Here is a 23,443-nt window from a genome sequence, read left to right as displayed (position 1 = left end):
CCGATGAGCCGGATACGGCCGCACGTCCGAGGTTCCCGTCTCGCCACCGCCGGCATCGCCGCCACCACGGCCACCGTGCTGGCCGCCGTACTCACCCCCGCCGCCGAGGCGGCGGACCGTCCGAGCCGGGCCACCGCGCTGGACAACGCGGCCGCGGTCCTGGCCGAGCACGCCGTGAGCCTGGGGCTGACCGCAGCCCAGGGCACCACCGCCCGGGACGTCATCGTCGACGAGGACGGCACCCAGCACGTCCGCTACGACCGCACCTACCACCGACTGCCCGTCCTGGGCGGCGACTTCGTGGTCCACCTCGCCCCCGACGGCGCCTACCGCGGCGCGAACCGCGCGACGAGGACCGAGATATCGCTCCCCACGACCACCCCCGCCCTCTCCGCCCCCAAGGCCGCCGACGTCGCCGCGAACGCCCTGCGCGCCACGCACCTCGGCGAGACGCTGAAGAAGCTCACCGCCAAGCCCCGCCTGGTCGTCGACGCCCTGCACGGCGCACCCAGGCTGGCCTGGCAGACGAACGTCGCGGCCCTCGACTCCCTCGGCAACCCGGTCGCCCGCGCCGTCCTGACCGACGCCCGCACCGGCGCCCAGATCGACGCCTGGGACACCCTGGAGACGGCGACGGGCGACGGCAGGTCCCTCTACGGCGGCACGGTCCCGCTGGAGACGACCCTCTCGGGCTCGGCGTACCAGCTGAAAGACGCCACCCGGGGCAACACGTACACCGGCGACGCGGCCAACAAGACCGACCTGTGCTTCCTCGGCATCTGCGTCAGCCGCGCCCCCTCGACCGTCTTCACCGACGCCGACAACCACTGGGGCACCGGCACGACCGCCGACCGCGCCACCGCCGCCGTGGACGCCCAGTACGGCACGGACGTGACCTGGGACTACTACAAGAACGTCCACGGCCGCAACGGCATCGCGGGCGACGGCAAGGGCTCCTACAACCGCGTCCACTACGGCACCCGGTACAACAACGCCTTCTGGGACGACAGTTGCTTCTGCATGACCTACGGCGACGGTGACGGCACCCAGCTCGGCCCGCTGGTCTCCCTGGACGTCGCCGGCCACGAGATGACCCACGGCGTCACCTCGAAGACGGCCGCGCTGACCTACTCGGGGGAGTCCGGCGGCCTGAACGAGGCCACCTCCGACATCTTCGGCACGCTGGTGGAGTTCCACGCGAACAACGCCACCGACGCCGGCGACTACCTCATCGGCGAAAAGATCGTCCGCTCCGGCTTCGGCCGGGACGCCCTGCGCTACATGGACAAGCCCTCCAAGGACGGCAACTCCGCGGACTACTGGAGCAGCACGGTCGGCAACCTCGACGTCCACTACTCCTCGGGCGTCGCCAACCACTTCGCGTACCTCCTCGCGGAGGGCAGCGGCACGAGGACCGTCAACGGCGTCACCTACGACTCGCCGACCTTCAACGGCTCCACGGTGACCGGCATCGGCCGGGACAAGCTCGGCAGGATCTGGTACCGGGCCCTGACGGTCTACATGACGTCCTCGACGAACTACGCGGGAGCCCGGACGGCGACGCTGAACGCCGCCCGCGACCTCTACGGCGCCGGCAGCACCGAGTACGACGCGGTGGCCGCCGCGTGGAGCGCGGTGAACGTGAACTGACCGCCCGTACGGAACTTACGGGTGGGTAAACCTGCTTCCCCGTGAACCGATCACCCGTTAGGCTCCCCCGGCGCGCGCGTCCCGCGTGTGCTGGGGGACCAGGGTGACCAGGGGAAACCGGGGGTAACGGGGAAAATGACCGAGGAAGTCGCCGCGGCGGAGAAGAGCCCGAACGCGTGGGCGCAGGCCGTCGCGGCGTTGGCGCTGATCGGGGCGCTCGGGGGCGGGCTGTGGGCGCAGGACGAATTCGCCGGGGGAGCGGACCCGAACGCGCCGGCGGTCTGCTCGGCCGACGAGGACGCCGAGCCGTCGAAGCGGATCTCCGGAGCGCAGCTGTGCACGGCCCTGAACCGCACGGACCTGCCGACGCTCCTCGGCACCCCCAGGGAGCAGGCGAGGACGGCTTACGGCAGCGACAGCTCGGTCAAGACGGCGTCCGGAACCGAGACGGCCACCCCCGAGGCGACCGTCAAGTTCGACACCTACACCGTGCAGCTCTCGCGCTCCTACGACGACCTCCGGGTCGCGGGGACGGAGGACCTGCTGAACAGCGCGGCGGCGAAGACGGTCCTGGGCCGACCCGCGGTCCTCTACTCCAGCCAGACGATCGCCATCCGCTTCAACCTCGGCGGCGGCGAGTCCGAGACCGGCCCCGGTGGCATCGCCCGCAGCCTGCTGGTGGCCCCGGACGCGAAGGACAGCGGCGGCTCCTACGAGCTCGCGATCTGGCGCGAGGACGCCTTCCCGCCCGACGACGCGGCGCTGCTCCGCGTCGCCGAGAAGGTGCTGCCCACGATCCCCGGCTGGACGGCCGCCGGCTGACGCCGGGAACCTGCGAAACGGCCGCCCCGGCGCGGGGGGGGGGGGGGGGGGGGGCCGGGGGGCCCCCCCCCCCCCGCCCCCCGCCCCCCCGCGGGCCCCCCCCCTTCTCGGGAGCGAGAGCGGAAGCAGGAGCGGAACCGGTCAGGCGACCGTCACCGGAAGGGCTCCTCGAAGGGCTCCTCGCACATGTTCACAGCCCTGGTACGAGCCTGACCACCGTCACGGTCAGCACGGAGCCGGAGACGTAGTAGAGCACGATGGCGCCGAGGACGGTGGCCTCCCGGCGGTCCCGTTCGCCTCTGACCGCGGCTGACCCGTGCCCGTAGGGATCACGGCCGATCGTTCGCACCATGGCGTCCCGGAACGCCTCGGCGTTCCGCATCTTCGCCAGGGTGACGTCGGCCGGCGGTGCATAGGTGATGCGGTAGTTCAAGCGACGCCCCGCCTCTCGGCCTCCTCGGCGGCGAGACGCGTCAGCAGGGCTTCGGCCTCGGAGTCGGGGACGGCTTCCAGCATCCAGTGCCGCATGACGCCGTGGATCTCATGCACCCCGGCCTCGCTGATGGCCCGGTCGAAATCCTCACGCCTCCTCTCCGGGAGGGCGGCGCGGATGGCGGGGATGCTGTTGGGAACCTCGACCTCGACGCCGTCGACGAAGGTCTTCAATGGTTCGGCCATGGTCGTCCTCCTCGGTCGGGGTGGTTCGCTGCCGTCACGGTAGTGGGCCGGGGCCGCCCGGCGTACGACGTCCAGCTCACACCAGACGGCCTTGCCGACGGGCAGTTGGCGGATGCCCCAGCGGTCGGCGACCTGCCCGACGATCAGCAGCCCGCGCCCGAACATGTCGTCCGAGGTCGCCTCACGAAGGCTCGGCCGTAACTCACCCTTCGGGTCGGACACGGAGATCCGCAGGGCGCGCTCGGTGAGGGTGAGCTCGACTCGGAAGAGCCGGTCGCGGAGGCATCCGTGGAGTACGGCGTTGCCACCCAACTCGGACACCAACAGGGCGGTGTCAGCTGCGAGTTCGGGGTGACCCCACTCGGTGAGGAGACGGTGGGCTCTTCGACGGGCCAGGGTCACGCTCCTGGGGAGCGGGGTGTAGTCGAGGCGGTCGTGACGCAGGGGCTCTTCGGGGGCGGTCATGCCGCGCACCTCCACTGGTCTGTGATCGGTGCGTCACTGACGGTAGGAGATGGCTCGCGATGCGGGCAAGTTAACCCCGGAACAATTAATCCGAACGAGGTTTGCGGGGTGGATCCGGGTCACGCGAGACTGGCAGCGCACTGACGCCAGGAGGAGCGCAACGTGACCGCAAGTCAACCGATGCTGGGCAACAGCACATCCTCGGTGTTGGGGCGTCGACTGGGCGGTGAACTCGTCAAGTTGCGCACTGCGGCCGGACTGACGCAGAGCCATGCGGCCAAGGCCCTGACCTCGTCCATCACGAAGGTCACCAAGATGGAGCGCGGCTGGGTCCCCATGCGCGACCCGGACATCCGCGCATTGTGCGAGCTGTACGGAGTCCGTGACCCTGGGACAGTCGGCGGGCTCTTGGAACTGGCCGGAGTCGACCGTGAACGTCGTAAGGCGAAGGGGTGGTGGGACGACTACAGCATCCAAGGCGTGATGCAGGAGTACGTCGCACTGGAGAGCGCGGCGACAGTCATCAGAGCGTGGCAGCCCGCGTTCGTTCCAGGTCTACTCCAGACGCCAGAGTACGTAAGGGCGTTGAGGGAGGCCCCGGCGGCTGTGGTGACGAAGAGCGCGCTGCCGGATGACGAGTTCATCGAGGCTCGGCTCGCTCGTCGGCGCCGTCTGTTCGAGACTCCGCCGCTGTCGCTGCGGGTGTTGATCTATGAAGCGGTGCTTCGCAACTTCCCCGGCGGTGCGGCGACGGCCGGAGTCCAACTCGAAGAGTTGCGGCGGGTGGCCGACCTGCCCAACGTCAGCCTGCGAGTCTTTCCGTTCGCTGCCGGTACTCACGCGGGCCTCAACGGTTCGTTCAACATCATCTCGTTCGCCGCTCCGGGAGCCATGGACGTCGTTTATGTGGAGGCTCCCTTCGTGCAGCGATGGGTGGAGGGAGGAGAGGGCGCAGCTGCCTACGGTGCGTTGTTCGAGAGGATCGCAGAACATTCCCTGGACGAGGGGGAATCGGTGGCGTTCCTCGACAAGCTGCGCAAGGAGTTGTGAGTCATGCCTGATTTTGAGTACCGCAAGTCCAGCTACAGCGACGACGTGGCCGAGTGCGTAGAGATAGCCACTAACGTCCCCACCACCGTCGCCATCCGCGACTCCAAGAACCCCGCCGGCCCTTTCCTCTGCCTCAGAGCGACAGCATGGGATTCCTTCCGGGTGGCCATTCGCGAGGGAGTGCTGTGACCTGGCCTGTCACCCGCGGCCCTGGGCGCGCTCGTGGAGGGTGCGGCCGGTGCGGGTCTCGAGCAGGCGTTGCAGCGTGAGTTGGGGAACGTCGCCGACGGTTTGCTAGCCGTACCCGGCCAGCGTCGCGGCCGTCCTCGTACGAGGACGGCCATGTCCGGCCCTGACCCGCTGACCGCGGCACGCGTACCCGCGAGCGGGCCACGCTGTGGAGTGCGTCGCGTCAGAGTGAGCCGGATCACGCACTGGTCGCTGCATCCCTTTGTGTAACTGATGGGTCGGATCAGCGAACCGGAATGCTAAAGGAGATGTAAAGGTGACCAATCGTACCCTTCTGGCTGCGGCGGCCCTGTGCGCGACGGCAGTAGTGACGCTCACGGCGTGCGGAGGTGACAAGAAGGCCGACGCCAAGGAGGCGGGCACCCCTGCCCCTACCTCTGCCACGCCGTCGCCCGCGAAGCCGTTAGAGGGCCTGACCCCGGCCCAAATCGCCGAAGAGTCCCGGCTGGCCATGACGAAGCTGAAGTCGTTCAAGGTCAAGGGCGGCGTGTCCAGCGACGGCGAGGAGATGACCGTCGACTTCACTGTCGCCGCGAAGGGCAGCTGCCAGGGGACCTTCACCAGCGGGGGCGCGTCCGCCGATATCCGGAAGGTCGGTGGCGCGATGTACATGAAGGGCGACGAGAAGTTCTGGCAGCAGACAGGCAGCGAAGAGGGCTCGTCGTCCGAGGAGACGAATGCCCTCACCGAGTTGCTCAAGGGACGCTGGTTCAAGCTGCCGGCGGGGGATGCGAAGGCGGACGAGTTCCCCTTCTGTGACGTCACCATGCTGTTCGAGAAGGACACGGACGAAATCCCTATCACCAGAGGTGCGGAAGCCGAGGTCAACGGCACGCACGCCGTGACGCTCACGAGGAAGGACGGCGCCGAGACGATGACGCTCCTCGTATCCGCTGAGGAGGAGCCCTACGCGCTGAGGATGACCAACGAGGGCGGCAAACAGCCTGGCTCGCTCGAGTTCTCGGCATTCAATGAGCCGGTGACCGTCACGCCTCCGCCAGCCAGCGAGGTCATAGACTCGGAGAAGCTCAAGGGATGACCCCCGGCTCGCTGCCGTTGTTGGGCCCGACCGGCGCAACGGCCCGATTCAGGGCCTCAATTGCTGTGTCACCCTCTTGTCTCGGACACCGGCGGACTGCTTTGACACTGCCCCAACGGGGGCCGCATCTCATCCGTCGAATGGCATACGGCCTGTCTCAGACGCCTTCCGCTTACTGTTCGGCAGGCTTGATCAGTCGAAAAGGGTTCCTGTTGGGGTGATCTCCCGGTGGTCGGGGCATAGCGGCAGGGCCTCTTGGTAGCTCGGTTTTGCGATCCCAACCGAGCAGTGCCAGGAGGCCCTGTTGTCGCAACCTGTCGCGCTTGCGTCTGTGGAGTCCAACGCGCCGTCACGGCAGGCGTACGGGGCGCTGCCGGCGAACTCCCCACGGCCGGAAGGCCGGTGCCTTGGGAAGGCACCGGCCCGGGAGCGAAGGGGGAGCGTCAGGCGGCCAGCTCCCGCTCCTCCACCGGGGACTCGTCCTCCTGCCGTGCCGGCTTCTTGTCCCGCATCACCAGCGTCGCCAGCACCGCCGCCACGAGGACGCCGATCGCGCTGACCGTGAAGGTCGTCGCCATGGAGGTGGTGAAGGCCTCGCGGGCCGTCCGGACCAGGGCGGTGTCCTCGCCGGCCACCGCCAGGGCGCCGGCGAGGGACTGGCGGGCGGCCTCGGGGGCGTCGGCGGGCATCTCGGCGGCGAAGCCGCTGGTCAGCAGGGAGCCGAGGATCGCGATGCCGAGGGCGGTGCCGGCCTGCTGGATGGTGTCGTTCAGGGCCGAGCCGACGCCCGCCTTGTCCTCGGGGATGGTCCCCATCAGGGCCGCGACGGCCGCCGGCATGGCGAGGCCCGCGCCGAGGCCGAGCAGACCCAGCGCCACGGCCGGGACCGTGAAGCCGCTGTCCGCCGTGACCGTCGTCAGCAGGGCGAAGGAGGCCACCATCACCAGCATGCCGGTGAGGATCACGAAGCGGTTGCCGATCTTCGCGGCGAGCTTGACGCCGCTGCCGTTGCCGATGAGCGCGGTGATCGCCAGGGGAAGGAAGGCCAGGCCCGCCTTGACGGGGGAGTAGCCGAGGACGAACTGCAGGTACTGGGTGAGGACCAGCAGCAGGCCGCCGTTGCCGATCTGGACCAGGGCGAGGGAGAGCGAACCGCCGCTGAAGTTGCGCTGCTTGAACAGGACCAGCGGGACCATCGGGGACTTGGTGACGTTCTCCCAGACCACGAAGCCGACGAGGGCGACGACGGCCACGGTGAGGCTGATCGCGGAGCGTCCGCCGAACGCGCCGTGCTGCGGAATCTCGATGATCCACCAGACCAGGGCGGTCATACCGGCCGCGGACAGCACCGCGCCCAGCGGGTCCGGCTTCTGGTACGGGGCCTTCGACTCCGGCATCAGCAGGACACCGGCGAGCAGGGCCAGCGCGACGATCGGGACGTTGATCAGAAAGATCGACTGCCAGGAGAAGTGGTCGATCAGGACACCGCCGAGCACCGGGCTGCCGACCAGACCGAGCATCGACACCGAGCCCCAGGCCGCCATCGCCTTGCCGCGCTCCTCCTCGTCGAAGACGGTGATGAGGATCGAGAGCGTGGACGGCATGATCAGCGCCCCGCCGACACCCATCGCGACGCGCACGGCGATCACTTCACCGGGATCGGCGCAGAAGGTCGCCGCCATCGAGGCCGCTCCGAAGAGCAGGAGCCCGATCACCATCACCTTCCGCCGGCCGAAGCGGTCGCCCAGGCTGCCGGAGGTGAGCAGGAGACCCGCGAAGACCAGGATGTAGGAGTCCAGGATCCACTGCGTGTCCTGGGCGCTCGCGCCGAGGTCCTCGGTCATCGAGGGCACCGCGACGGTCAGCGCCATGCTGTCGACGACCAGCACCAGCGTGCTGAGGCAGAGCACGACGAGGATCCACCAGCGACGTGGATTGCGGGTTTCCATGGGGCTTCCCTTCGCTCCCTGAGCGGCCTGCGAACACCGTTCCTTCGTTGCGAACACTGTACGCAGAGCGGAACAGTGTGCGCAACCCTTGAACTCTGTACGCTGGATGCGAACGATGTACGCCGTCGTCCTGTCCCCGACCCCGAGGAGCCGCCGCCATGGCCACCAAGGCGAAGCCGAACCCCATCCCGTCCGTCTGGGCCCGCGAACGGCGCGAGCCCGACCAGCCCGCGCTGAGCAGGAACGCGATCGTGCGGGAGGCGGTCGCGATGCTGGACGCCGACGGCGTCGAGGCCCTGAGCATGCGCAAGCTCGGCGCCCGCCTGAACGCCGGCGCGACCTCCCTCTACCGGCACGTCGCCACCAAGGACGAGCTGATGGAGCTCGCCGTGGACGAGGTCGCCGCCGAGATCCACGTACCGGACGCGGACGCACCCGACTGGCGCGCCGCCGTCACCGAGGCCGCGAGCTCCTTCCGGGCGACCGCCCTGCGCCACCCCTGGCTGTCATCGGTGCTCGGCCAGGCGGGGCTCGCCTACCTGGGCCCCAACCTGATGTCGTACTCCGAGCGCCTGGCGGCCCTGTTCACCGCGGTCGGCTTCCCCGAGCCGGCCGGCGCGCTCGACACGGTCCTGTCGTACGTCATCGGCATGAGCACCACCGAGGCCGCCTGGCTCATCACGGTCGCCCGCTCCGGCGAGACCGAGGCCGACTTCATCGCCCGCCTCCTGCCCGCCGCCCAGGAGGCCGCCGCCGGCCACGACCACCTGGCCGCCTCCTACGCCGAGACGGAACCCGCCGCCACCACGGACCCGGCAGCCCTGCGCGAGGCCAAGTTCACCTACGGCCTGGAGGTCGTCCTGGACGGCCTGTCCCTGCGCCTGCCGCGCGAGACGTCCTAGGACGAGGCGTTCTCCACCCGCACCGCGCACACCTTGAACTCGGGCATGCGGGAGGTCGGGTCCAGGGCCGGGTTGGTCAGGGTGTTGGCGCGGCCCTCGCCCGGCCAGTGGAAGGGCATGAAGACGGTGTCGGGGCGGATGCCGGTGGTGATCCGGGCCGGGGCCACCGCCCGGCCCCGCCGCGACACGACGGCCACCGGGTCGCCCTCCGCCGCTCCGAGCCGGGCCGCGAGGCGGGGGTGCAGTTCGACGAACGGACCGGGCGCGGCGGCGTTGAGCTCGTCCACGCGGCGGGTCTGGGCGCCGGACTGGTACTGGGCGACGACCCGGCCGGTGGTGAGCAGCACGGGGTACTCGTCGTCGGGTTCCTCGGCGGCGGGCCGGTGCGCGACGGGGACGAAGCGGGCCCGGCCGTCGGGGGTGGCGAACCGGTCGAGGAAGAGGCGGGGCGTGCCGGGATGCACGGCCGGCACACGCGGGTCGTCGTCCCGCGCGGGATCGTCAGCGCCCGCGTCCAGCGAGGCGTCCTCACAGTCGTCCGTGGCGGCTGTGGCATCCGTGGCTGCTGCGGGACCTGTGGCAGTGGCACCTGCGGCACCTGCGGCAGTGGCATGCGCGGCGCCCCTGGCGCCTGTGGTCGGCGTGGCCCCTGTGATGCCCGCCATGGCGCCCGTGGCCTCCGCGGCGCCCGCGGCAGCCGTAGCGGCCGCCGGCTCCGCGGCCTCCGCGGCGCCCGTGGCCTGAGTGGTGGCCGTCGCATCAGTGCCCGTGGCGCCAACAGCCGCCGTGTCGTCGGTCGCCGGGCAGGGCCAGAACACCCCGTTCTCCTCGGCCAGCCGACGGTAGGTGATCCCGGAGTAGTCGGCGGGCCCGCCCGCGCTGGCGCGGCGCAGCTCCTCGAAGACCTCCTCGGGGTCGGTCGGGAAGCCCTTCTCCACGCCCAGCCGGGCGGCCAGCTCGTGCATGACCTCCAGGTCGCTGCGCACGCCCTCGGGCGGGGTGATCGCCCGCCGCCGCAGCAGCACCCGCCCCTCCAGGTTGGTCGTGGTCCCGGTCTCCTCCGCCCACTGGGTGACGGGCAGGACGACGTCCGCGAGCGCGGCCGTCTCGGACAGCACGACGTCACAGACGGCGAGGAACTCGAGGGACTTCAGCCGCTCCTCGATATGCGCCGCGCGCGGCGCGGACACCACCGGATTCGACGCCATCAGCAGCAGGGACCTGATGTCGGTCCCCAGCGCGTCCAGCAGCTCGTACGCGCTGCGTCCCGGCCCGGGCAGCGAGTCGGGGTCCACGCCCCACACCTCGGCCACGTGCCGCCGCGCCGCCGGGTCGTCCAGCTTGCGGTAGCCGGGCAGCTGGTCGGCCTTCTGGCCGTGCTCGCGTCCGCCCTGCCCGTTGCCCTGCCCGGTCAGACAGCCGTAGCCGCTCAGCGGCCGCCCGGCCCGGCCCGTCGCCAGGCACAGGTTGATCCAGGCGCCCACGGTGTCGGTGCCCTTGGACTGCTGCTCGGGCCCGCGCGCGGTGAGCACCATCGCGGACTCGGGCTCGCAGAACAGCCGTACCGTCTCCCGGAGCTGAGGAACGGACACCCCCGTGATCCGCTCCACGTACTCCGGCCAGTGGGCCATCGCCGCCGCCCGGGCGTCCTCCCAGCCGACGGTCCGCTCCCGGACGTACTCCTCGTCGACCCGCCCCTCGGCGACGACCAGGTGCAGCAGCCCGAGCGCCAGCGCGAGATCCGTCCCGGGCCGGGGCATCAGGTGCAGGTCGGCCTGCTCGGCGGTCTTCGTGCGGCGCGGGTCGACGACGATCAGGGTGCCGCCGTTCTCGCGCAGCTCGGTGAAGAAGCGGAGCGAGGGCGGCATCGTCTCCGCGGGATTGGACCCGACGAGGATCACGCACCCCGACTTCGGGATGTCCTCCAGCGGAAACGGCAGCCCGCGGTCGAGCCCGAACGCCTTGATGCCGCCGGCCGCGGCGGACGACATGCAGAAGCGGCCGTTGTAGTCGATCTGCGAGGTGCCGAGCACGACCCGCGCGAACTTGCCGAGCGTGTACGCCTTCTCGTTGGTCAGCCCGCCCCCGCCGAACACCCCGAGCGCGTCCGGCCCGTGCTCCGCGCGCACGCGCGTCAGCTCGGCGGCGATCCGGTCCAGTGCCTCGTCCCAGGTGGCCGGCACGAGCGTGCCGCCGGAGCGCACCAGCGGGGAGGTCAGCCGCACCCGGGACGACAGCACCTGCGGCGCCGTACGGCCCTTGCCGCACAGCGCGCCCCGGTTCACCGGGAAGTCGGCGCGCTCGGTCACCTCGACGCCCCCCTCCGGCGTGGGCGACAGGTTCATCCCGCACTGCAGGGCGCAGTACGGGCAGTGGGTGGGCGTCGAGGTGGTCCGCATACCGTTCAGCCTGCTTCGGCCGTGTTACGCGCCGTGCGGTGTCCTGTTACGGCGGTGTGCTGGTGACCTCCCCGACGCCGCCCGTCCGGCGTGAGGCACGGCACGGCCCACCCCCGAGTCGTCGCCGCATGCCACCCGAGTTGCCGTTGTTGTGCGAGCCGCCACATGTGGCTCATTCCGCTTCGTACTTGGCCGATCCGGCCTCGTTGAGAGTTGAAGCAGCGCTACTACAGTCGTTCAGCGCAAGGGCGTGTCCCCGACAGACGTGCCCCAGGCCCCGCACGGCGTTCGAACACCGGGCATGCCGCTGTCCCCCGGACATGTCACCCGACTCTCGAAGCAGCCTGGAGGTGCCCCACCCATGCCTCTGCGTCACCTCACCCCCCACGACCGGCGACTCTTCCACCGGTACGGCCGCGGTCCGACCGTTGCCGTCCCGGACCCGCTGATCCACCGTGCCGTCGAACGGCACGCCAGGGCCACCCCGCACGCCGTCGCCGCCGAGCACCAGGGCGCGACCCTCACCTACGGCGAGCTGAACCGCTACGCCGACGCCCTCGCCGCCCGCCTGGCTCGCGAGGGCGTCCGGCCCGGCGACCATGTCGGCCTCTTCGTCCGCCGCTCCCTGCCGATGCTGGTCGGCCTGCTCGGCATCCTGAAGGCGGGCGCCGCCTACGTCCCCCAGGACGTCGGCCTGGCGCCTCCCGCCCAGCTCACCCACGTCGTCCGCACCGCCGCCACCCGCGTCGTCCTCACCCAGGCCGAGTACGCGCTCCGGGTGCCGAGGGGCCCACGTGTGATCGCCCTCGACGAGCCGCTGCCGTACGAGCCCGCCGTACCGCTCCCGGCCCCCGCGCCCGACGACGGCTGCTACGTCCTGTTCACCTCGGGCACCACCGGCCGGCCCAACGGCGTGAAGGTCACCCACCGCAACGTCGCCAACGTCCTCCTCACCGAACCCGGCGCCCTCGGCATCCGCCCCGGCGACCGGGTGGCCCAGCTCCTCAACATCGCCTTCGACATGGCGGCCTGGGAGATCCTCGGCTGCCTCGCCCACGGCGCCACCCTGGTCGTCCGCGGCAAGGACATCCCCGCCGCCGCCCACACGGCCACCGTGCTCATCGCCACCCCGACCGTGCTGTCCGGCATCGTCCCGGCCGACTGCCCGCGGGTGCGCGCGGTCGCCGTCGCCGGCGAGCCCTGCCCGCGCCCCCTCGCGGACGCCTGGGCGCGCCGAGCCGCCTTCCACAACTGCTGCGGTCCGACGGAGACGACCATCGTCAACACGATGGCCCGCCACGACCCCTCCGCCCCGCTCCTCACCATCGGCCGCCCCACCCCCAACAACACCGTCTACGTCCTCGACGCCGACCGCCGCCCGCTGCCCGTCGGCGAGGTCGGCGAGATGTGGGCGGGCGGCGACTGCGTCTCGGCCGGCTATCTCGACAACGACGAGCTGAACGCCGAACGCTACGCCCCCGACCCGTTCCTCGGCGGCGGCCGCCGGATGTTCCGCACCCGCGACCTCGGCCGCTGGACCCCCGACGGACACCTGGAGCACCTCGGCCGCACCGACGACCAGGTCAAGGTGCGCGGCTTCCGGGTCGAACTCGACTCCGTCTCCGCCGTCCTCGAACGGCTGCCCGGCTGCGCCCGCGCGGTCACCCTCAAGCGGGACGACCGCAGCCTGGTCTCCTTCGTCTGCCCGGCCGACGTCGACCCCGGCGCGGCCCGGCAGGCGGTCGCCGAGGCGCTGCCGTACTACTGCGTGCCCGAGGATGTCATGCCCCTGACATCAATGCCGGAGACCGACCGAGGCAAGATCGACAAGGGGGCGCTGCTGCGACTGGCCCACGAGCGCGTGGCGGTGGCCCGGTGACCACCTCCCTCGATCGCGCGGCGGCCGTGGAACTCCCCCCGCCCACCTCCGTGGCGCGGCGCCTGCTCAAGCACCCCCGCCTCATGCACTACAACCGCCTGGCGGCCCTGGTGCTCCTCGCCAACGCGGCCTTCGCGTGGGCCGCCTGGCCCCTCGCCGACCGCACCCTGGCCCACACGGCCCTCGCCAACCTCGCGCTCGCCGTCGTCGTCCGTCAGCAGTACGTCATCAACCTCCTCTTCCGGCTGGCGACCTCGGCCCCCACGAACTGGCCGCTGCGGCTGCGCTGGACGCTCGGCAAGGTCTACCACTTCGGCGGTCTGCACGTGGGCGGGGCGCTGGCGGGAGCGGGCTGGTTCCTGGCACTGACGATCAGGTCGACCGCCGACGGCTCGCACGCACCGGCCACCTGCGTGGGATGGACCCTGACGGCCCTCCTCGCCCTCATCGTCGCCACCGCCCTCCCACCGTTCCGCACCCGCCACCACGACCACTTCGAGAAGATCCACCGCTTCGGCGGCTGGAGCGCCCTCGCCCTCTTCTGGACCCACACCCTGTTGTCCGCCCCCGGCCCGGTGCCGGTGACCGTCCTGGCGGTCGTCACCTTCAGCGTCGCCCTGCCCTGGATGCGGCTGCGCAAGGTCGACGTACGTGTCGAACGCCCCTCCCCGCACGTCGTGCTGGCCCGCTTCGACCACGGCGAGACTCCCTTCGCCGGCTCCTCCACCGCGATCAGCCGCAGCCCCCTCAAGGAGTGGCACTCCTTCGCCAACGTCCCCGCACCCGGCGAGCCCGGCTTCCGGCTCACCATCTCGCGGGCCGGTGACTGGACGGGCTCCTTCATCGACGACCTGCCGTCCCGGGTGTGGGTGAAGGGCATCACCACCGCCGGAGTCGCCAACATCGAGGTCCTGTTCAAGAAGGTGGTGTACGTGGCGACCGGCAGCGGCATCGGCCCGTGCCTGCCGCATCTGCTCGCCGCCGAGGTCCCCTCCCGCCTGGTCTGGGCGACCCGCGACCCCCGCGCCACCTACGGCGACGCCCTCGTCGACGAGATCCTCGCCGTCCAGCCGCACGCCGTCGTCTGGGACACCTCCCGCCACGGCAAACCCGACATGGTGCGCCTCGCGTACGCGGCGTACCGCGACTTCGGGGCGGAGGCGGTGATCTGCATCTCCAACAAGAAGCTGACCTGGCAGGTGGTGCACGGACTGGAACGACGGGGGATTCCGGCGTACGGCGCCATCTGGGACTCGTAGACCTCGGAGGGGAGAACGATGAACCACCTGAAGCTGGACCGCCAGGGCGCGGTCGTGACCGTCCGCCTGCACCGCCCGCAGGTCCTCAACGCGCTGAACTCCGAACTGCTGGCCGAACTCCTCGAGGTGCTGGCCCCGTTGGACCTGGATCCGGACGTCGGCTGCGTGGTCGTCACCGGCTCCGAGCGGGCCTTCGCCGCCGGCGCCGACATCAGGGAGATGGCCGGGAAGTCGGCCGTGGAGATGGCGGCGGAGGACTACTTCTCCGCCTGGGAGGACTTCGCCGACCTGCGCACCCCGAAGATCGCGGCCGTGGGCGGCCTCGCGCTGGGCGGCGGTTGCGAACTGGCGATGATGTGCGACCTGGTGATCGCGGGGGAGTCCGCGGTCTTCGGCCAGCCGGAGATCAAGCTCGGCGTGATCCCGGGCATCGGCGGCACCCAGCGCCTGACCCGCCTGATCGGCAGGGCGAAGGCGATGGACCTGATTCTCACGGGCCGCACGATGGACGCACGGGAGGCTGAGGCAGCCGGACTCGTCTCCCGGGTCGTCCCCGACGACCGGGTCCTGGCCGAGGCCCTGGCGGCGGCCGAGACCGTCGCCTCCTACGGCCGTACGGCCGTCAGGGCGGCCCGCGAGTGCGTCGACCGTGCCCTGGAGACCGGCCTGCGGGACGGCATCCGTTACGAACGCCGGATCTTCCACGCCCTGTTCGCGACCGAGGACCAGAAGGAGGGCATGACCGCGTTCCTGGAGAAACGGAAGGCCGCTTTCACGGGCCGCTGACCCGGACCGGGGCGGTGGAGTCCGGCGAAGACCCCGCAACCACCGCCCCGCCCGCCCGGGAGCCTGCGTCGCCGAGTCCGCACCAGTAGGCGGGCCGGCGGCTACCTGCCGGACGCCAACGCCCTCGCGATGCCCGGTTCCTCGGGCCCCAGGAACCGCGGATCCGGCTCGAACACCGCGTCCAGCGCCGCCTTGCCCGCCGCGAAGATCTCCCGGGCGCCGCCGTAGTACCAGGTCACGTCATGCACGGCGTCCACCCCGACGCCGTACGACTCCACACCCGCCGCCTGGCACAGCGCGACCGCCCGCCGGATGTGGAAGCCCTGGCTGATGAGGACGGCCCGGTCCACCCCGAAGATCTTCTTGGCGCGCACACAGGAGTCCCAGGTGTCGAAGCCCGCGTAGTCGCTGACGATGCGTGCGTCGGGCACCCCGTGTCGGGTCAGGTAGGCCCGCATGGCGTCGGGCTCGTCGTAGTCCTCCCGGCTGTTGTCGCCGGTGACGAGCACGACCTCGACGCGCCCCTCCTTGTACAGCTCGGCCGCCGCGTCCAGCCGGTGCGCGAGATACGGCGACGGCTCGCCGGCCCACAGACCGGCGCCGAAGACGACGGCGACCTCGGTGCGCGGCGCGTCGTCCGTCGTGCCCAGCCGGTCCGCCGTCGACACGAACAGCCACGTCGCCGGCAACAGCCCGAGCACACACCCGGCCATCACGCCCTGCACCAGCCGCCGCCACCCCGCACGGGTGCGCGGCAGCCGCGGTCGACGCATCTTCATGTGTCCCCCCGGTTCGCTGCCCCTCCGGCCCGGGAAGACGCGCGTCAGGAAGATCCGGTTCTCCGCGCCGCTCCTCACACCGCCCCCACGCTCGCGGTGAACGACCGGAAAAAATACTCGTGACGGCCACGCAACGGGGGTGCAACGTCCCGCCGCCAGGATCGATTCATGACGGCTTCGACAGGACGGCGCACCTCATGAACCGGATCAGCACCCAGCTCGCCGGCCGGCCCGGCCTCGTCCAGCTCGACGGCCGCCGGCGCCCCGGCCCGCCCGCCCTGGTCGTCGTCGCCCACGGCAGCCGCGACCCGCGCGCCCTGAGCACCGTCCGCACACTCCTCGACGGCGTCCGCGAGCTGCGCCCGGGCCTGCCCGTGCACCTCGGGCACATCGAGCTCAACGAGCCCCTACTCAGCGACACGCTCGCCGGCCTGGAAGCCCGCGGCACCGCGCAGGCCGTCCTCGTCCCGCTCCTCCTCAGCCGCGGCTACCACGTCAAGCGCGACATCCCCGAGATGGCGGACGCCGTGTCGGTGCGCACACGCGTGGCGGCCCCGCTCGGTCCCCACCCCCTCCTCGTGGACACCCTGTACGCCCGCCTGGTCGAGGCCGGCTGGCGCACCGGCATGACGGAGTCCGAGCGCCGCGAGAGCGCGGTGGTCCTCGCGGCGGCCGGCTCCCGCGACCCCGACTCCGCCGTCGACACCCGCCGCACGGCCCAGCTCCTCGCCGGTCGCCTCGGCGTCCCGGTCGTCCCCGCCTACGCCACCACGGCCACCCCGACGGTCCCCACGGCCGTCCGCGCCCTGACCGCCCGAGGCCGCCACCGCATCGCCGTGGCCTCCTGTTTCACAGCCCCCGGCCGCTTCGCGACGGAGTGCGCGCAAGCGGCCCCGTGGATCGCCTCGGCCCCACTGGGCACGCACGAGGCGATGGCCCGCCTGGTACTGCACCGCTACGACCAGGCGGCGGCGACTCCGGCGACCACGGCCCCGGAACTGGCGTCGGCCTAGAACGAGGGGACGGACCGCACCCCAAGGGGCGCGGGGCCGTATCGGCATGCGGCTCCGCCGCGTGGGCGCGAGAAACCACATATGACCCGCACCCGCGCAATCACGGAACAAGACAGACGCACAGGCGCATTGTCACCCCATGCCTTTACTGTCGAGACATGGAAGGCACCCGCACCCCCCACCCCCACGCGAACCACATCCCACCCCCCGCCTACGACCCCACGTCAGTGGCCCGCTGGGCCCCGGAGCCCGACAAGCGCCCCGGCCGCACCGCCTTCCAGAGGGACCGCGCCCGCATACTCCACTCCTCCGCCCTGAGGCGCCTCGCCGGCAAGACCCAGGTGGTCACCCCGGGCGCCAGCGACCAGGCCTGGGACGCCACCCCCCGCACCCGCCTCACCCACTCGCTCGAATGCGCCCAGGTCGGCCGCGAACTCGGCGCGGCCCTCGGCTGCGACCCCGACCTCGTCGAAGCCGCCTGCCTCGCCCACGACCTCGGCCATCCCCCCTTCGGCCACAACGGCGAAGAGGCCCTGAACGCCTTCGCGCAGGACTGCGGCGGCTTCGAGGGCAACGCCCAGTCCCTCCGCCTCCTCACCCGCATCGAACCCAAACGGTTCGTCACGGACCCGGAGACCGGCGGAGTCGTCAGCGTGGGCCTCAACCTCACCCGCGCCACCCTCGACGCCGCCACCAAGTACCCCTGGCCCCGAGGCGCCCACCCCACCGACCCCACGTCACGGAAGTTCGGTGTCTACGAGGACGACCGCCCCGTCTTCGACTGGGTCCGAGAGGAGGCCCCCGGCACCCGCACCTGCTTCGAGGCACAGGTCATGGACTGGTCCGACGACGTGGCGTACTCCGTGCACGACGTGGAGGACGGCCTGCACGCCGGCCACATCGACCCCAACTGCCTGCACGCCGAGCCGGAACGCCAGGAGATCTTCCGGGTGGCCGTCGGCCGGTACGTCCCCGCCGGCACCGACCCGGCCGAACTCGCCGCCGCCCTCGACCGTCTCCAGGACCAGGAGTGGTGGCCGCACGGCTACGACGGCACGGCCGTGGCCCAGGCCCGGCTGAAGGACGCCACGAGCCAGCTCATCGGCCGCTTCTGCCTCGCCGCCGAGACCGCCACGCGCGCGCGATGGGGGTACCTCCCAGGCCGTTCAGGTCCTGGGGGAGGCTCCGGTCCCCTCACCCGGTACGCCGCCGAACTCGTCGTACCCCACGAGACACGCCTGGAGTGCGCGGTCCTCAAGGCCGTCGCCGACCGGTACGTCATGCAGCGCGCCGAGCAGGCACGGCTCCGCGCAGACCAGCGTGTCGTCATCACCGAGCTGGCCGAGGCGCTCACCGCCCGCGCCCCCGACGGCCTCGACCCCCAGTTCCGCGCGCTGTTCGACCGGGCCGCCGACGACCGGGCCCGCAAACGGGTGGTCGTCGACCAGATCGCCTCCCTCACCGACGCCTCGGCCCGCTCACTCCACGCCCGGCTGACGGGGCGCACGTGAGGTGACGGGGGGATCCGGTGTCGCAAGAGAGGTCGGAGTCGGGGCACGAGGTCAGAGTCGGGGCACGAGGTCAGAGTCGGGGCGGGAGAGGTCGGAGTCGGGGCGGGAGAGGTCAGAGTTACATAAGGGACCAGAGTTGAGATAAGAGACCAGTGCGCCCAAACGGGCCCGAACGTGACGCTGCGTGGCCTGATCGGGTCACGTCCTCTTCCCCCCTCACGCTGCGTGCGGGACGCTCATGTGGCGGCACCCGCAGCGTTCACTGGGGGGACACCCCCCAGACCCCCGTAGGAGGCATCACGTGGTCGACGCGGATCAGACATTCGTCATCGTCGGAGGAGGCCTGGCCGGCGCCAAGGCGGCCGAGACGCTGCGCGCGGAGGGCTTCACCGGCCGCGTGATACTGATCGGCGACGAACGCGACCACCCCTACGAACGCCCACCGCTCTCCAAGGGCTACCTGCTCGGCAAGGAGACCCGCGAGAGCGTCTTCGTGCACGAGCCCGCCTGGTACGCGCAGAACGACATCGAGCTGCACCTCGGCCAGGCCGTCGACGCCATCGACCGTACGGCGAAGACGGTCCGCTTCGGCGACGACGGCACGCTCGTCCACTACGACAAGCTGCTCCTGGCCACCGGCGCCGAACCCCGCCGCCTGGACATCCCCGGCACCGACCTCGCCGGCGTCCACCATCTGCGCCGCCTGGCCCACGCCGAGCGCCTCAAGAACGTCCTGACCGCCCTGGGCCGCGACAACGGCCACATCGTCATCGCCGGCGCCGGCTGGATCGGCCTGGAGGTCGCGGCGGCGGCCCGCGAGTACGGCGCGGAGGTCACCGTCGTGGAGCCCGAACCCACGCCGCTCCACGGCGTCCTCGGGCCCGAGCTCGGCAACGTCTTCGCCGAACTCCACCGCGAGCACGGCGTCCGCTTCCACTTCGGCGTCCGGCTCACCGAGATCGTCGGCCAGGACGGCATGGTCCTCGCCGCCCGCACGGACGACGGCGAGGAACACCCGGCGCACGACGTCCTCGCCGCGATCGGGGCGGCCCCCCGTACCGGGCTGGCGGAGGCCGCGGGGCTGCGGCTGGCCGACCGGGCGCACGGCGGCGGTGTCGCGGTGGACGAGCGGTTGCGGACGTCCGACCCGGACATCCACGCCGCGGGCGACGTCGCGTCCTTCCCGCTCCCGCTGTTCGACACGTCGCTGCGCGTCGAACACTGGGCCAACGCCCTGAACGGCGGGCCCGCCGCCGCCCGCGCGATGCTAGGCCAGGACGTCACCTACGACCGGGTGCCCTACTTCTTCACCGACCAGTACGACCTGGGGATGGAGTACAGCGGGTGGGCGCCGCCGGGGTCGTACGACGAGGTGGTGATCCGCGGCGACGCGGGCAAGCGGGAGTTCATCGCGTTCTGGGTGAAGGAGGGGAGGGTGCTGGCGGGGATGAACGTGAACGTGTGGGACGTCACAGAGCCGATCCAGCAGCTGATCCGCGCGGGCGTTCCGGTCGACACCGAGGCACTGGCCGATCCTCATGTGCCGCTCACGGGACTGGTCGCCTAGAACCTCTCCCCCCGGGGATGTCGGTCCACCCCCGTGCTGCGATCCCCCGGGGGCGACCGCCGGACCCCCGGCCGAGGGTCGGCTCGACTCAGGAGTGTCGGTCCGCCCCCGTAGAATCTCCTCGTGGCTGGACGGATCAACGACGAGGACGTGAAGGCGGTACGGGACGCCGTCCCGATCGACGCCGTGGTGTCCGAGTACCTCCAGCTGCGCAACGCGGGCGGCGGCAACCTCAAGGGCCTGTGCCCGTTCCACGACGAGAAGTCGCCGTCCTTCCAGGTCAGCCCCAGCAAGGGCCTCTTCCACTGCTTCGGCTGCCAGGAGGGTGGCGACACCATCACGTTCGTGATGAAGGTCGACCACCTCACCTTCTCCGAGGCGGTCGAGCGCCTGGCCGCCCAGGCCGGCATCACCCTGCGCTACGAGGAGGGCGGCTACAACCCCTCCCACCAGCGCGGCGAGCGCATCCGCCTGGTCGAGGCCCACAAGATCGCCGCCGAGTGGTACGCGGAACAGCTCGCCGTCAGCCCCGAGGCCGACACCGGCCGGATCTTCCTCGCCGAGCGCGGCTTCGACCAGGCCGCCGCCGTCCACTTCGGCGTCGGCTACAGCCCCCAGGGCTGGGACCACCTCACCCGCTATCTGCGCGGCAAGGGCTTCTCCGACAAGGAGCTGCTCCTGTCCGGCCTCGCCCAGGAGGGCCGCCGCGGCCCCATCGACCGCTTCCGCGGCCGCCTGATGTGGCCCATCCGCGACATCGGCGGGGACGTCGTCGGCTTCGGCGCCCGCAAGCTCTACGAGGCCGACACCGGACCCAAGTACCTCAACACCCCCGACACGGCGATCTACCGCAAGTCCCAGGTCCTCTACGGCATCGACCTCGCGAAGAAGGAGATCGCCAAGACGTCCCGCGCGGTCGTCGTCGAGGGCTACACGGACGTCATGGCCTGCCATCTCGCCGGCGTCACCACCGCCATCGCCACCTGCGGCACGGCCTTCGGCGGCGACCACATCAAGATCCTCCGCCGGCTGCTGATGGACAACGGCAGCGCGCGCGTCATCTTCACCTTCGACGGCGACGCCGCCGGCCAGAAGGCGGCCCTGCGCGCCTTCGAGGACGACCAGAAGTTCGCCGCCGAGACCTACATCGCGATCGCGCCCGACGGCATGGACCCCTGCGACCTGCGCCTGACCAAGGGCGACGACGCCGTCGCCGACCTGGTCCAACCCCGCACCCCGCTCTTCGAGTTCGCGCTCCGCCAGATCGTGCGCCGCTACGACCTGGACACCCCGGCAGGGCGCGCCGCCGCCCTGGACGAGGCCGCTCCCGTCGTCGCCCGCATCAAGAACAGCGGCGCCCAGCACGAGGTCGCCGTCCAGCTCGCCGGCATGCTCGGCATCCTCGACACGCAGTTCGTCGTCAAGCGGGTGGCGCAGCTCGCCCGTTGGGCCCGCGAACGCGGCGGCAAGGCCCCCGCCCCGGCCCGCCCCGGCCACGCCCAGCCGTACGAGGCGGCCCCCCGCCCCACCACCGCCGGCCCCGCCCTCACCCTCCGCAACCCCGTCTACGCCACCGAACGAGAACTCCTCAAACTCGCCCTCCAGCGCCCCGAGTTGGTCTCCCCGGCCTTCGACGCGTACGGCGTCGACGAGTTCACCGCCGCGCCCTACGCCGCCGTACGCCAGGCGATCCTGGACGCGGGCGGCGCCGAGTACGGCACTCAGGACCCGCAGGACTACCTCGTCCGCGTCCGCGAGGCCGCCCCCGACGACACCGTCCGAGCGATGGTGACGGAGCTGGCGGTCGAGGCGATCATGCGCAAGACGGTGGACGAGGTGTACGCCGGCGCCCAGCTGGTCACCGTCCGCCGCCGCGCCGTCGAACGCCGGGTCCGTGACGTCCAGTCCCAGCTGGCCCGCCTCGCCGCGGGCGGCGACCCGGCCCAACTGGCCGCCGTGCAGAACGAACTGTGGGTCCTTCAGCAGTACGACCAGGCGCTGCGGGAGCACGGAGCCGCCGCCCTCTGAGGCTGCCGTGACCAGCACGGTCACCACGCGGTCACGGGCCGGACGCAAAAAGTCATCGCACGCCCCTCGTGGCGGCCATGTGTCGTACTCCACACTGGGTTCCGGTGCCTGAGTCCTCGGAGCGCGGCCGATCCGTCCCCAGCGGGTCCCACACCCCCGCGGTTCCGCTCATCGCGTACGGGACGGACAGCGGCGAGGCCGCCGACTCCGCTCCCGAAGCAGCGCTGCCGCACACCTCAGCAGCGATCATCCTGGAGGTCGCCCCCGTGCAGACCCAGACCCTCACCCAGACCGACACGCGTACCGACGGCACGGAACCGGACGCCGACACGGACGTCCTGGTCGCGGTCCCGCCGCAGAACCGTGCCGTGCACCACCCCGAAACGCACACCGAGGCGGAGCCGGCGCCCGGCGCCGAGCCGGAGGGCCCGCCCGCCGAGGCCCTGGAGGAGGCCCCCGAGCCGGTGGAGACGCCCGCCCCGCGCGCCACCGAGACGGCCGGCCCCTCCTCGGACCTGTTCCGCCAGTACCTGCGCGAGATCGGCCGGATCCCGCTCCTCACCGCGGCCGAGGAGGTGGAACTGGCCCGCCGTGTCGAGGCCGGCCTCTTCGCCGAGGAGAAGCTGAGCAACACCCCCGACCTCGACAGCGACCTCGCCTTCGACCTCGACCGGCTCGTCGTCATGGGCCGCATGGCCAAACGCCGCCTCATCGAGGCCAACCTGCGGCTCGTGGTGTCGGTGGCCAAGCGGTACGTGGGCCGCGGGCTCACCATGCTCGACCTCGTCCAGGAGGGCAATCTGGGGCTGATCAGGGCGGTCGAGAAGTTCGACTACGCCCGCGGCTACAAGTTCTCCACCTACGCCACCTGGTGGATCCGCCAGGCCATGTCCCGCGCCCTCGCCGACCAGGCCCGCACCATCCGCGTCCCCGTCCATGTCGTCGAGCTGATCAACCGGGTCGTCCGCGTCCAGCGCCGCATGCTCCAGGAACGCGGCTACGAACCGACCGCCGACGACGTCGCCGCCCAGCTGGACCTCCCCCCGGAGCGCGTCGGCGAGGTCCTCCGCCTCGCCCAGGAGCCGGTCTCCCTCCACGCCCCGGTGGGCGAGGAGGACGACGTGGCCCTCGGCGACCTCATCGAGGACGGCGACGCGGCCAGCCCGGTCGAGTCGGCGGCGTTCCTCCTGCTCAGGGAGCACCTGGAGGCGGTCCTGTCGACCCTCGGCGAACGCGAACGCAAGGTCGTCCAACTCCGCTACGGCCTCGCCGACGGCCGCCCCCGCACCCTGGAGGAGATCGGCCGCATCTTCGGCGTCACCCGGGAACGGATAAGGCAGATCGAGTCCAAGACCCTCAACAAACTCAGGGACCACGCCTTCGCGGACCAGTTGAGGGGCTACCTGGACTGAGCGGGG

Annotated in this window: 19 protein-coding genes and 1 pseudogene; 14 read left to right on the top strand and 6 right to left on the bottom strand. The window is 71.5% G+C overall.

All coding sequences use genetic code 11. From position 1 onward, the window contains the following. The first annotated feature begins 3 nt into the window (after positions 1-3). Positions 4-1,650 (top strand): M4 family metallopeptidase, encoded by a 1,647-nt coding sequence (locus ACPT94_RS33335; RefSeq protein ID WP_425247537.1) that lies wholly within the window; start codon positions 4-6, stop codon positions 1,648-1,650. A gap of 135 nt (positions 1,651-1,785) precedes the next feature. Continuing rightward, on the top strand, positions 1,786-2,472 hold the full coding sequence (locus tag ACPT94_RS33330; RefSeq protein WP_425247536.1) for a DUF6215 domain-containing protein: 687 nt from the start codon (positions 1,786-1,788) through the stop codon (positions 2,470-2,472). Between the two features lie 190 nt (positions 2,473-2,662). On the opposite strand, the gene ACPT94_RS33325 is transcribed toward ACPT94_RS33330, so the two are convergent. The 3 genes and pseudogenes from ACPT94_RS33325 to ACPT94_RS33315 all read right to left on the bottom strand — a co-directional run. Further along, positions 2,663-2,905, bottom strand: coding sequence for a hypothetical protein (locus ACPT94_RS33325; protein ID WP_425247535.1), 243 nt, complete (start codon positions 2,903-2,905; stop codon positions 2,663-2,665). Then, positions 2,902-3,150 (bottom strand): hypothetical protein, encoded by a 249-nt coding sequence (locus ACPT94_RS33320; protein WP_425247543.1) that lies wholly within the window; start codon positions 3,148-3,150, stop codon positions 2,902-2,904. Before ACPT94_RS33320 ends, ACPT94_RS33325 begins: the two co-directional genes overlap by 4 nt. A gap of 93 nt (positions 3,151-3,243) precedes the next feature. Beyond that, positions 3,244-3,615, bottom strand: a pseudogene (locus ACPT94_RS33315) (ATP-binding protein); the annotation flags it as partial. A 162-nt stretch (positions 3,616-3,777) separates the two neighbouring features. Here ACPT94_RS33315 and ACPT94_RS33310 point away from each other — a divergent pair. The 3 genes from ACPT94_RS33310 to ACPT94_RS33300 all read left to right on the top strand — a co-directional run bounded on the left by ACPT94_RS33310 (position 3,778) and on the right by ACPT94_RS33300 (position 5,953). Beyond that, positions 3,778-4,665, top strand: a complete 888-nt coding sequence (locus tag ACPT94_RS33310) for a helix-turn-helix domain-containing protein (RefSeq protein WP_425247534.1) — start codon at positions 3,778-3,780, stop codon at positions 4,663-4,665. A 3-nt stretch (positions 4,666-4,668) separates the two neighbouring features. Then, positions 4,669-4,854: a DUF397 domain-containing protein gene (locus ACPT94_RS33305; protein WP_425247533.1), complete on the top strand. Its 186-nt coding sequence runs from the start codon at positions 4,669-4,671 to the stop codon at positions 4,852-4,854. 316 nt (positions 4,855-5,170) lie between these two features. Further along, a complete protein-coding gene (locus ACPT94_RS33300) occupies positions 5,171-5,953 on the top strand; it encodes a hypothetical protein (protein ID WP_360344831.1) in 783 nt (260 codons plus the stop codon). 443 nt (positions 5,954-6,396) lie between these two features. Here the strand turns inward: ACPT94_RS33300 and ACPT94_RS33295 are convergent, their stop codons facing one another. After that, positions 6,397-7,902, bottom strand: coding sequence for an MFS transporter (locus tag ACPT94_RS33295; RefSeq protein WP_425247532.1), 1,506 nt, complete (start codon positions 7,900-7,902; stop codon positions 6,397-6,399). 158 nt (positions 7,903-8,060) lie between these two features. On the opposite strand from ACPT94_RS33295, the gene ACPT94_RS33290 reads away from it, so the two are divergent. Then, entirely contained in the window at positions 8,061-8,804 is a 744-nt protein-coding gene (locus ACPT94_RS33290) for a TetR/AcrR family transcriptional regulator (protein WP_425247531.1), read from the top strand. Here ACPT94_RS33290 and ACPT94_RS33285 read toward each other — a convergent pair. Next, complete coding sequence (locus ACPT94_RS33285; protein ID WP_425247530.1) at positions 8,801-11,203, bottom strand: molybdopterin oxidoreductase family protein; 2,403 nt, start codon at positions 11,201-11,203, stop codon at positions 8,801-8,803. The genes ACPT94_RS33290 and ACPT94_RS33285 overlap by 4 nt on opposite strands. A gap of 361 nt (positions 11,204-11,564) precedes the next feature. Between ACPT94_RS33285 and ACPT94_RS33280 the strand changes: the two genes are divergently transcribed. From ACPT94_RS33280 to ACPT94_RS33270, 3 genes are read left to right on the top strand one after another with little or no spacing between them, the layout of a single operon-like run. Continuing rightward, a complete protein-coding gene (locus tag ACPT94_RS33280) occupies positions 11,565-13,082 on the top strand; it encodes an amino acid adenylation domain-containing protein (protein WP_425247529.1) in 1,518 nt (505 codons plus the stop codon). Next, positions 13,079-14,341, top strand: a complete 1,263-nt coding sequence (locus ACPT94_RS33275; RefSeq protein ID WP_360344841.1) for a ferredoxin reductase domain-containing protein — start codon at positions 13,079-13,081, stop codon at positions 14,339-14,341. Before ACPT94_RS33280 ends, ACPT94_RS33275 begins: the two co-directional genes overlap by 4 nt. Positions 14,342-14,359: 18 nt before the next feature. Beyond that, positions 14,360-15,127, top strand: a complete 768-nt coding sequence (locus ACPT94_RS33270; protein ID WP_360344843.1) for an enoyl-CoA hydratase-related protein — start codon at positions 14,360-14,362, stop codon at positions 15,125-15,127. 101 nt (positions 15,128-15,228) lie between these two features. Here the strand turns inward: ACPT94_RS33270 and ACPT94_RS33265 are convergent, their stop codons facing one another. Further along, positions 15,229-15,906 carry a SanA/YdcF family protein gene (locus ACPT94_RS33265; RefSeq protein ID WP_360344845.1) on the bottom strand — a complete coding sequence of 226 codons (678 nt, stop codon included), beginning with the start codon at positions 15,904-15,906 and terminating at the stop codon, positions 15,229-15,231. Positions 15,907-16,103: 197 nt separating this feature from the next. Between ACPT94_RS33265 and ACPT94_RS33260 the strand changes: the two genes are divergently transcribed. From ACPT94_RS33260 to ACPT94_RS33240, 5 genes are all read left to right on the top strand, one after another. Further along, positions 16,104-16,919: a sirohydrochlorin chelatase gene (locus ACPT94_RS33260; protein WP_360344847.1), complete on the top strand. Its 816-nt coding sequence runs from the start codon at positions 16,104-16,106 to the stop codon at positions 16,917-16,919. A gap of 158 nt (positions 16,920-17,077) precedes the next feature. Further along, positions 17,078-18,430 (top strand): deoxyguanosinetriphosphate triphosphohydrolase, encoded by a 1,353-nt coding sequence (locus tag ACPT94_RS33255; RefSeq protein WP_425247528.1) that lies wholly within the window; start codon positions 17,078-17,080, stop codon positions 18,428-18,430. A 301-nt stretch (positions 18,431-18,731) separates the two neighbouring features. Beyond that, positions 18,732-19,997: an NAD(P)/FAD-dependent oxidoreductase gene (locus tag ACPT94_RS33250; RefSeq protein ID WP_425247527.1), complete on the top strand. Its 1,266-nt coding sequence runs from the start codon at positions 18,732-18,734 to the stop codon at positions 19,995-19,997. 123 nt (positions 19,998-20,120) lie between these two features. Then, entirely contained in the window at positions 20,121-22,025 is a 1,905-nt protein-coding gene (gene dnaG, locus ACPT94_RS33245; RefSeq protein ID WP_425247526.1) for a DNA primase, read from the top strand. A gap of 104 nt (positions 22,026-22,129) precedes the next feature. Continuing rightward, positions 22,130-23,437, top strand: coding sequence for an RNA polymerase sigma factor (locus ACPT94_RS33240; protein WP_360344855.1), 1,308 nt, complete (start codon positions 22,130-22,132; stop codon positions 23,435-23,437). The last annotated feature ends 6 nt before the right edge of the window (positions 23,438-23,443 follow it).

Origin of the sequence: Streptomyces aurantiaciflavus (genome assembly GCF_049808595.1) — a bacterium.
Lineage (GTDB): Bacteria > Actinomycetota > Actinomycetes > Streptomycetales > Streptomycetaceae > Streptomyces.
Note: the sequence above shows the minus strand (reverse complement) of the source record. Positions and strands in the feature narration are given on the sequence as shown.

What these genes read in the sequence shown, in the direction of transcription:
- ACPT94_RS33335 (WP_425247537.1), top strand. Translation starts at nt 4, where the DNA reads ATGAGCCGGATACGGCCGCACGTCCGAGGTTCCCGTCTCGCCACCGCC.
- ACPT94_RS33330 (WP_425247536.1), top strand. Translation starts at nt 1,786, where the DNA reads ATGACCGAGGAAGTCGCCGCGGCGGAGAAGAGCCCGAACGCGTGGGCG.
- ACPT94_RS33320 (WP_425247543.1), bottom strand. Translation starts at nt 3,150, where the DNA reads ATGGCCGAACCATTGAAGACCTTCGTCGACGGCGTCGAGGTCGAGGTT.
- ACPT94_RS33305 (WP_425247533.1), top strand. Translation starts at nt 4,669, where the DNA reads ATGCCTGATTTTGAGTACCGCAAGTCCAGCTACAGCGACGACGTGGCC.
- ACPT94_RS33295 (WP_425247532.1), bottom strand. Translation starts at nt 7,902, where the DNA reads ATGGAAACCCGCAATCCACGTCGCTGGTGGATCCTCGTCGTGCTCTGC.
- ACPT94_RS33290 (WP_425247531.1), top strand. Translation starts at nt 8,061, where the DNA reads ATGGCCACCAAGGCGAAGCCGAACCCCATCCCGTCCGTCTGGGCCCGC.
- ACPT94_RS33285 (WP_425247530.1), bottom strand. Translation starts at nt 11,203, where the DNA reads ATGCGGACCACCTCGACGCCCACCCACTGCCCGTACTGCGCCCTGCAG.
- ACPT94_RS33280 (WP_425247529.1), top strand. Translation starts at nt 11,565, where the DNA reads ATGCCTCTGCGTCACCTCACCCCCCACGACCGGCGACTCTTCCACCGG.
- ACPT94_RS33270 (WP_360344843.1), top strand. Translation starts at nt 14,360, where the DNA reads ATGAACCACCTGAAGCTGGACCGCCAGGGCGCGGTCGTGACCGTCCGC.
- ACPT94_RS33265 (WP_360344845.1), bottom strand. Translation starts at nt 15,906, where the DNA reads ATGAAGATGCGTCGACCGCGGCTGCCGCGCACCCGTGCGGGGTGGCGG.
- ACPT94_RS33260 (WP_360344847.1), top strand. Translation starts at nt 16,104, where the DNA reads ATGAACCGGATCAGCACCCAGCTCGCCGGCCGGCCCGGCCTCGTCCAG.
- ACPT94_RS33255 (WP_425247528.1), top strand. Translation starts at nt 17,078, where the DNA reads ATGGAAGGCACCCGCACCCCCCACCCCCACGCGAACCACATCCCACCC.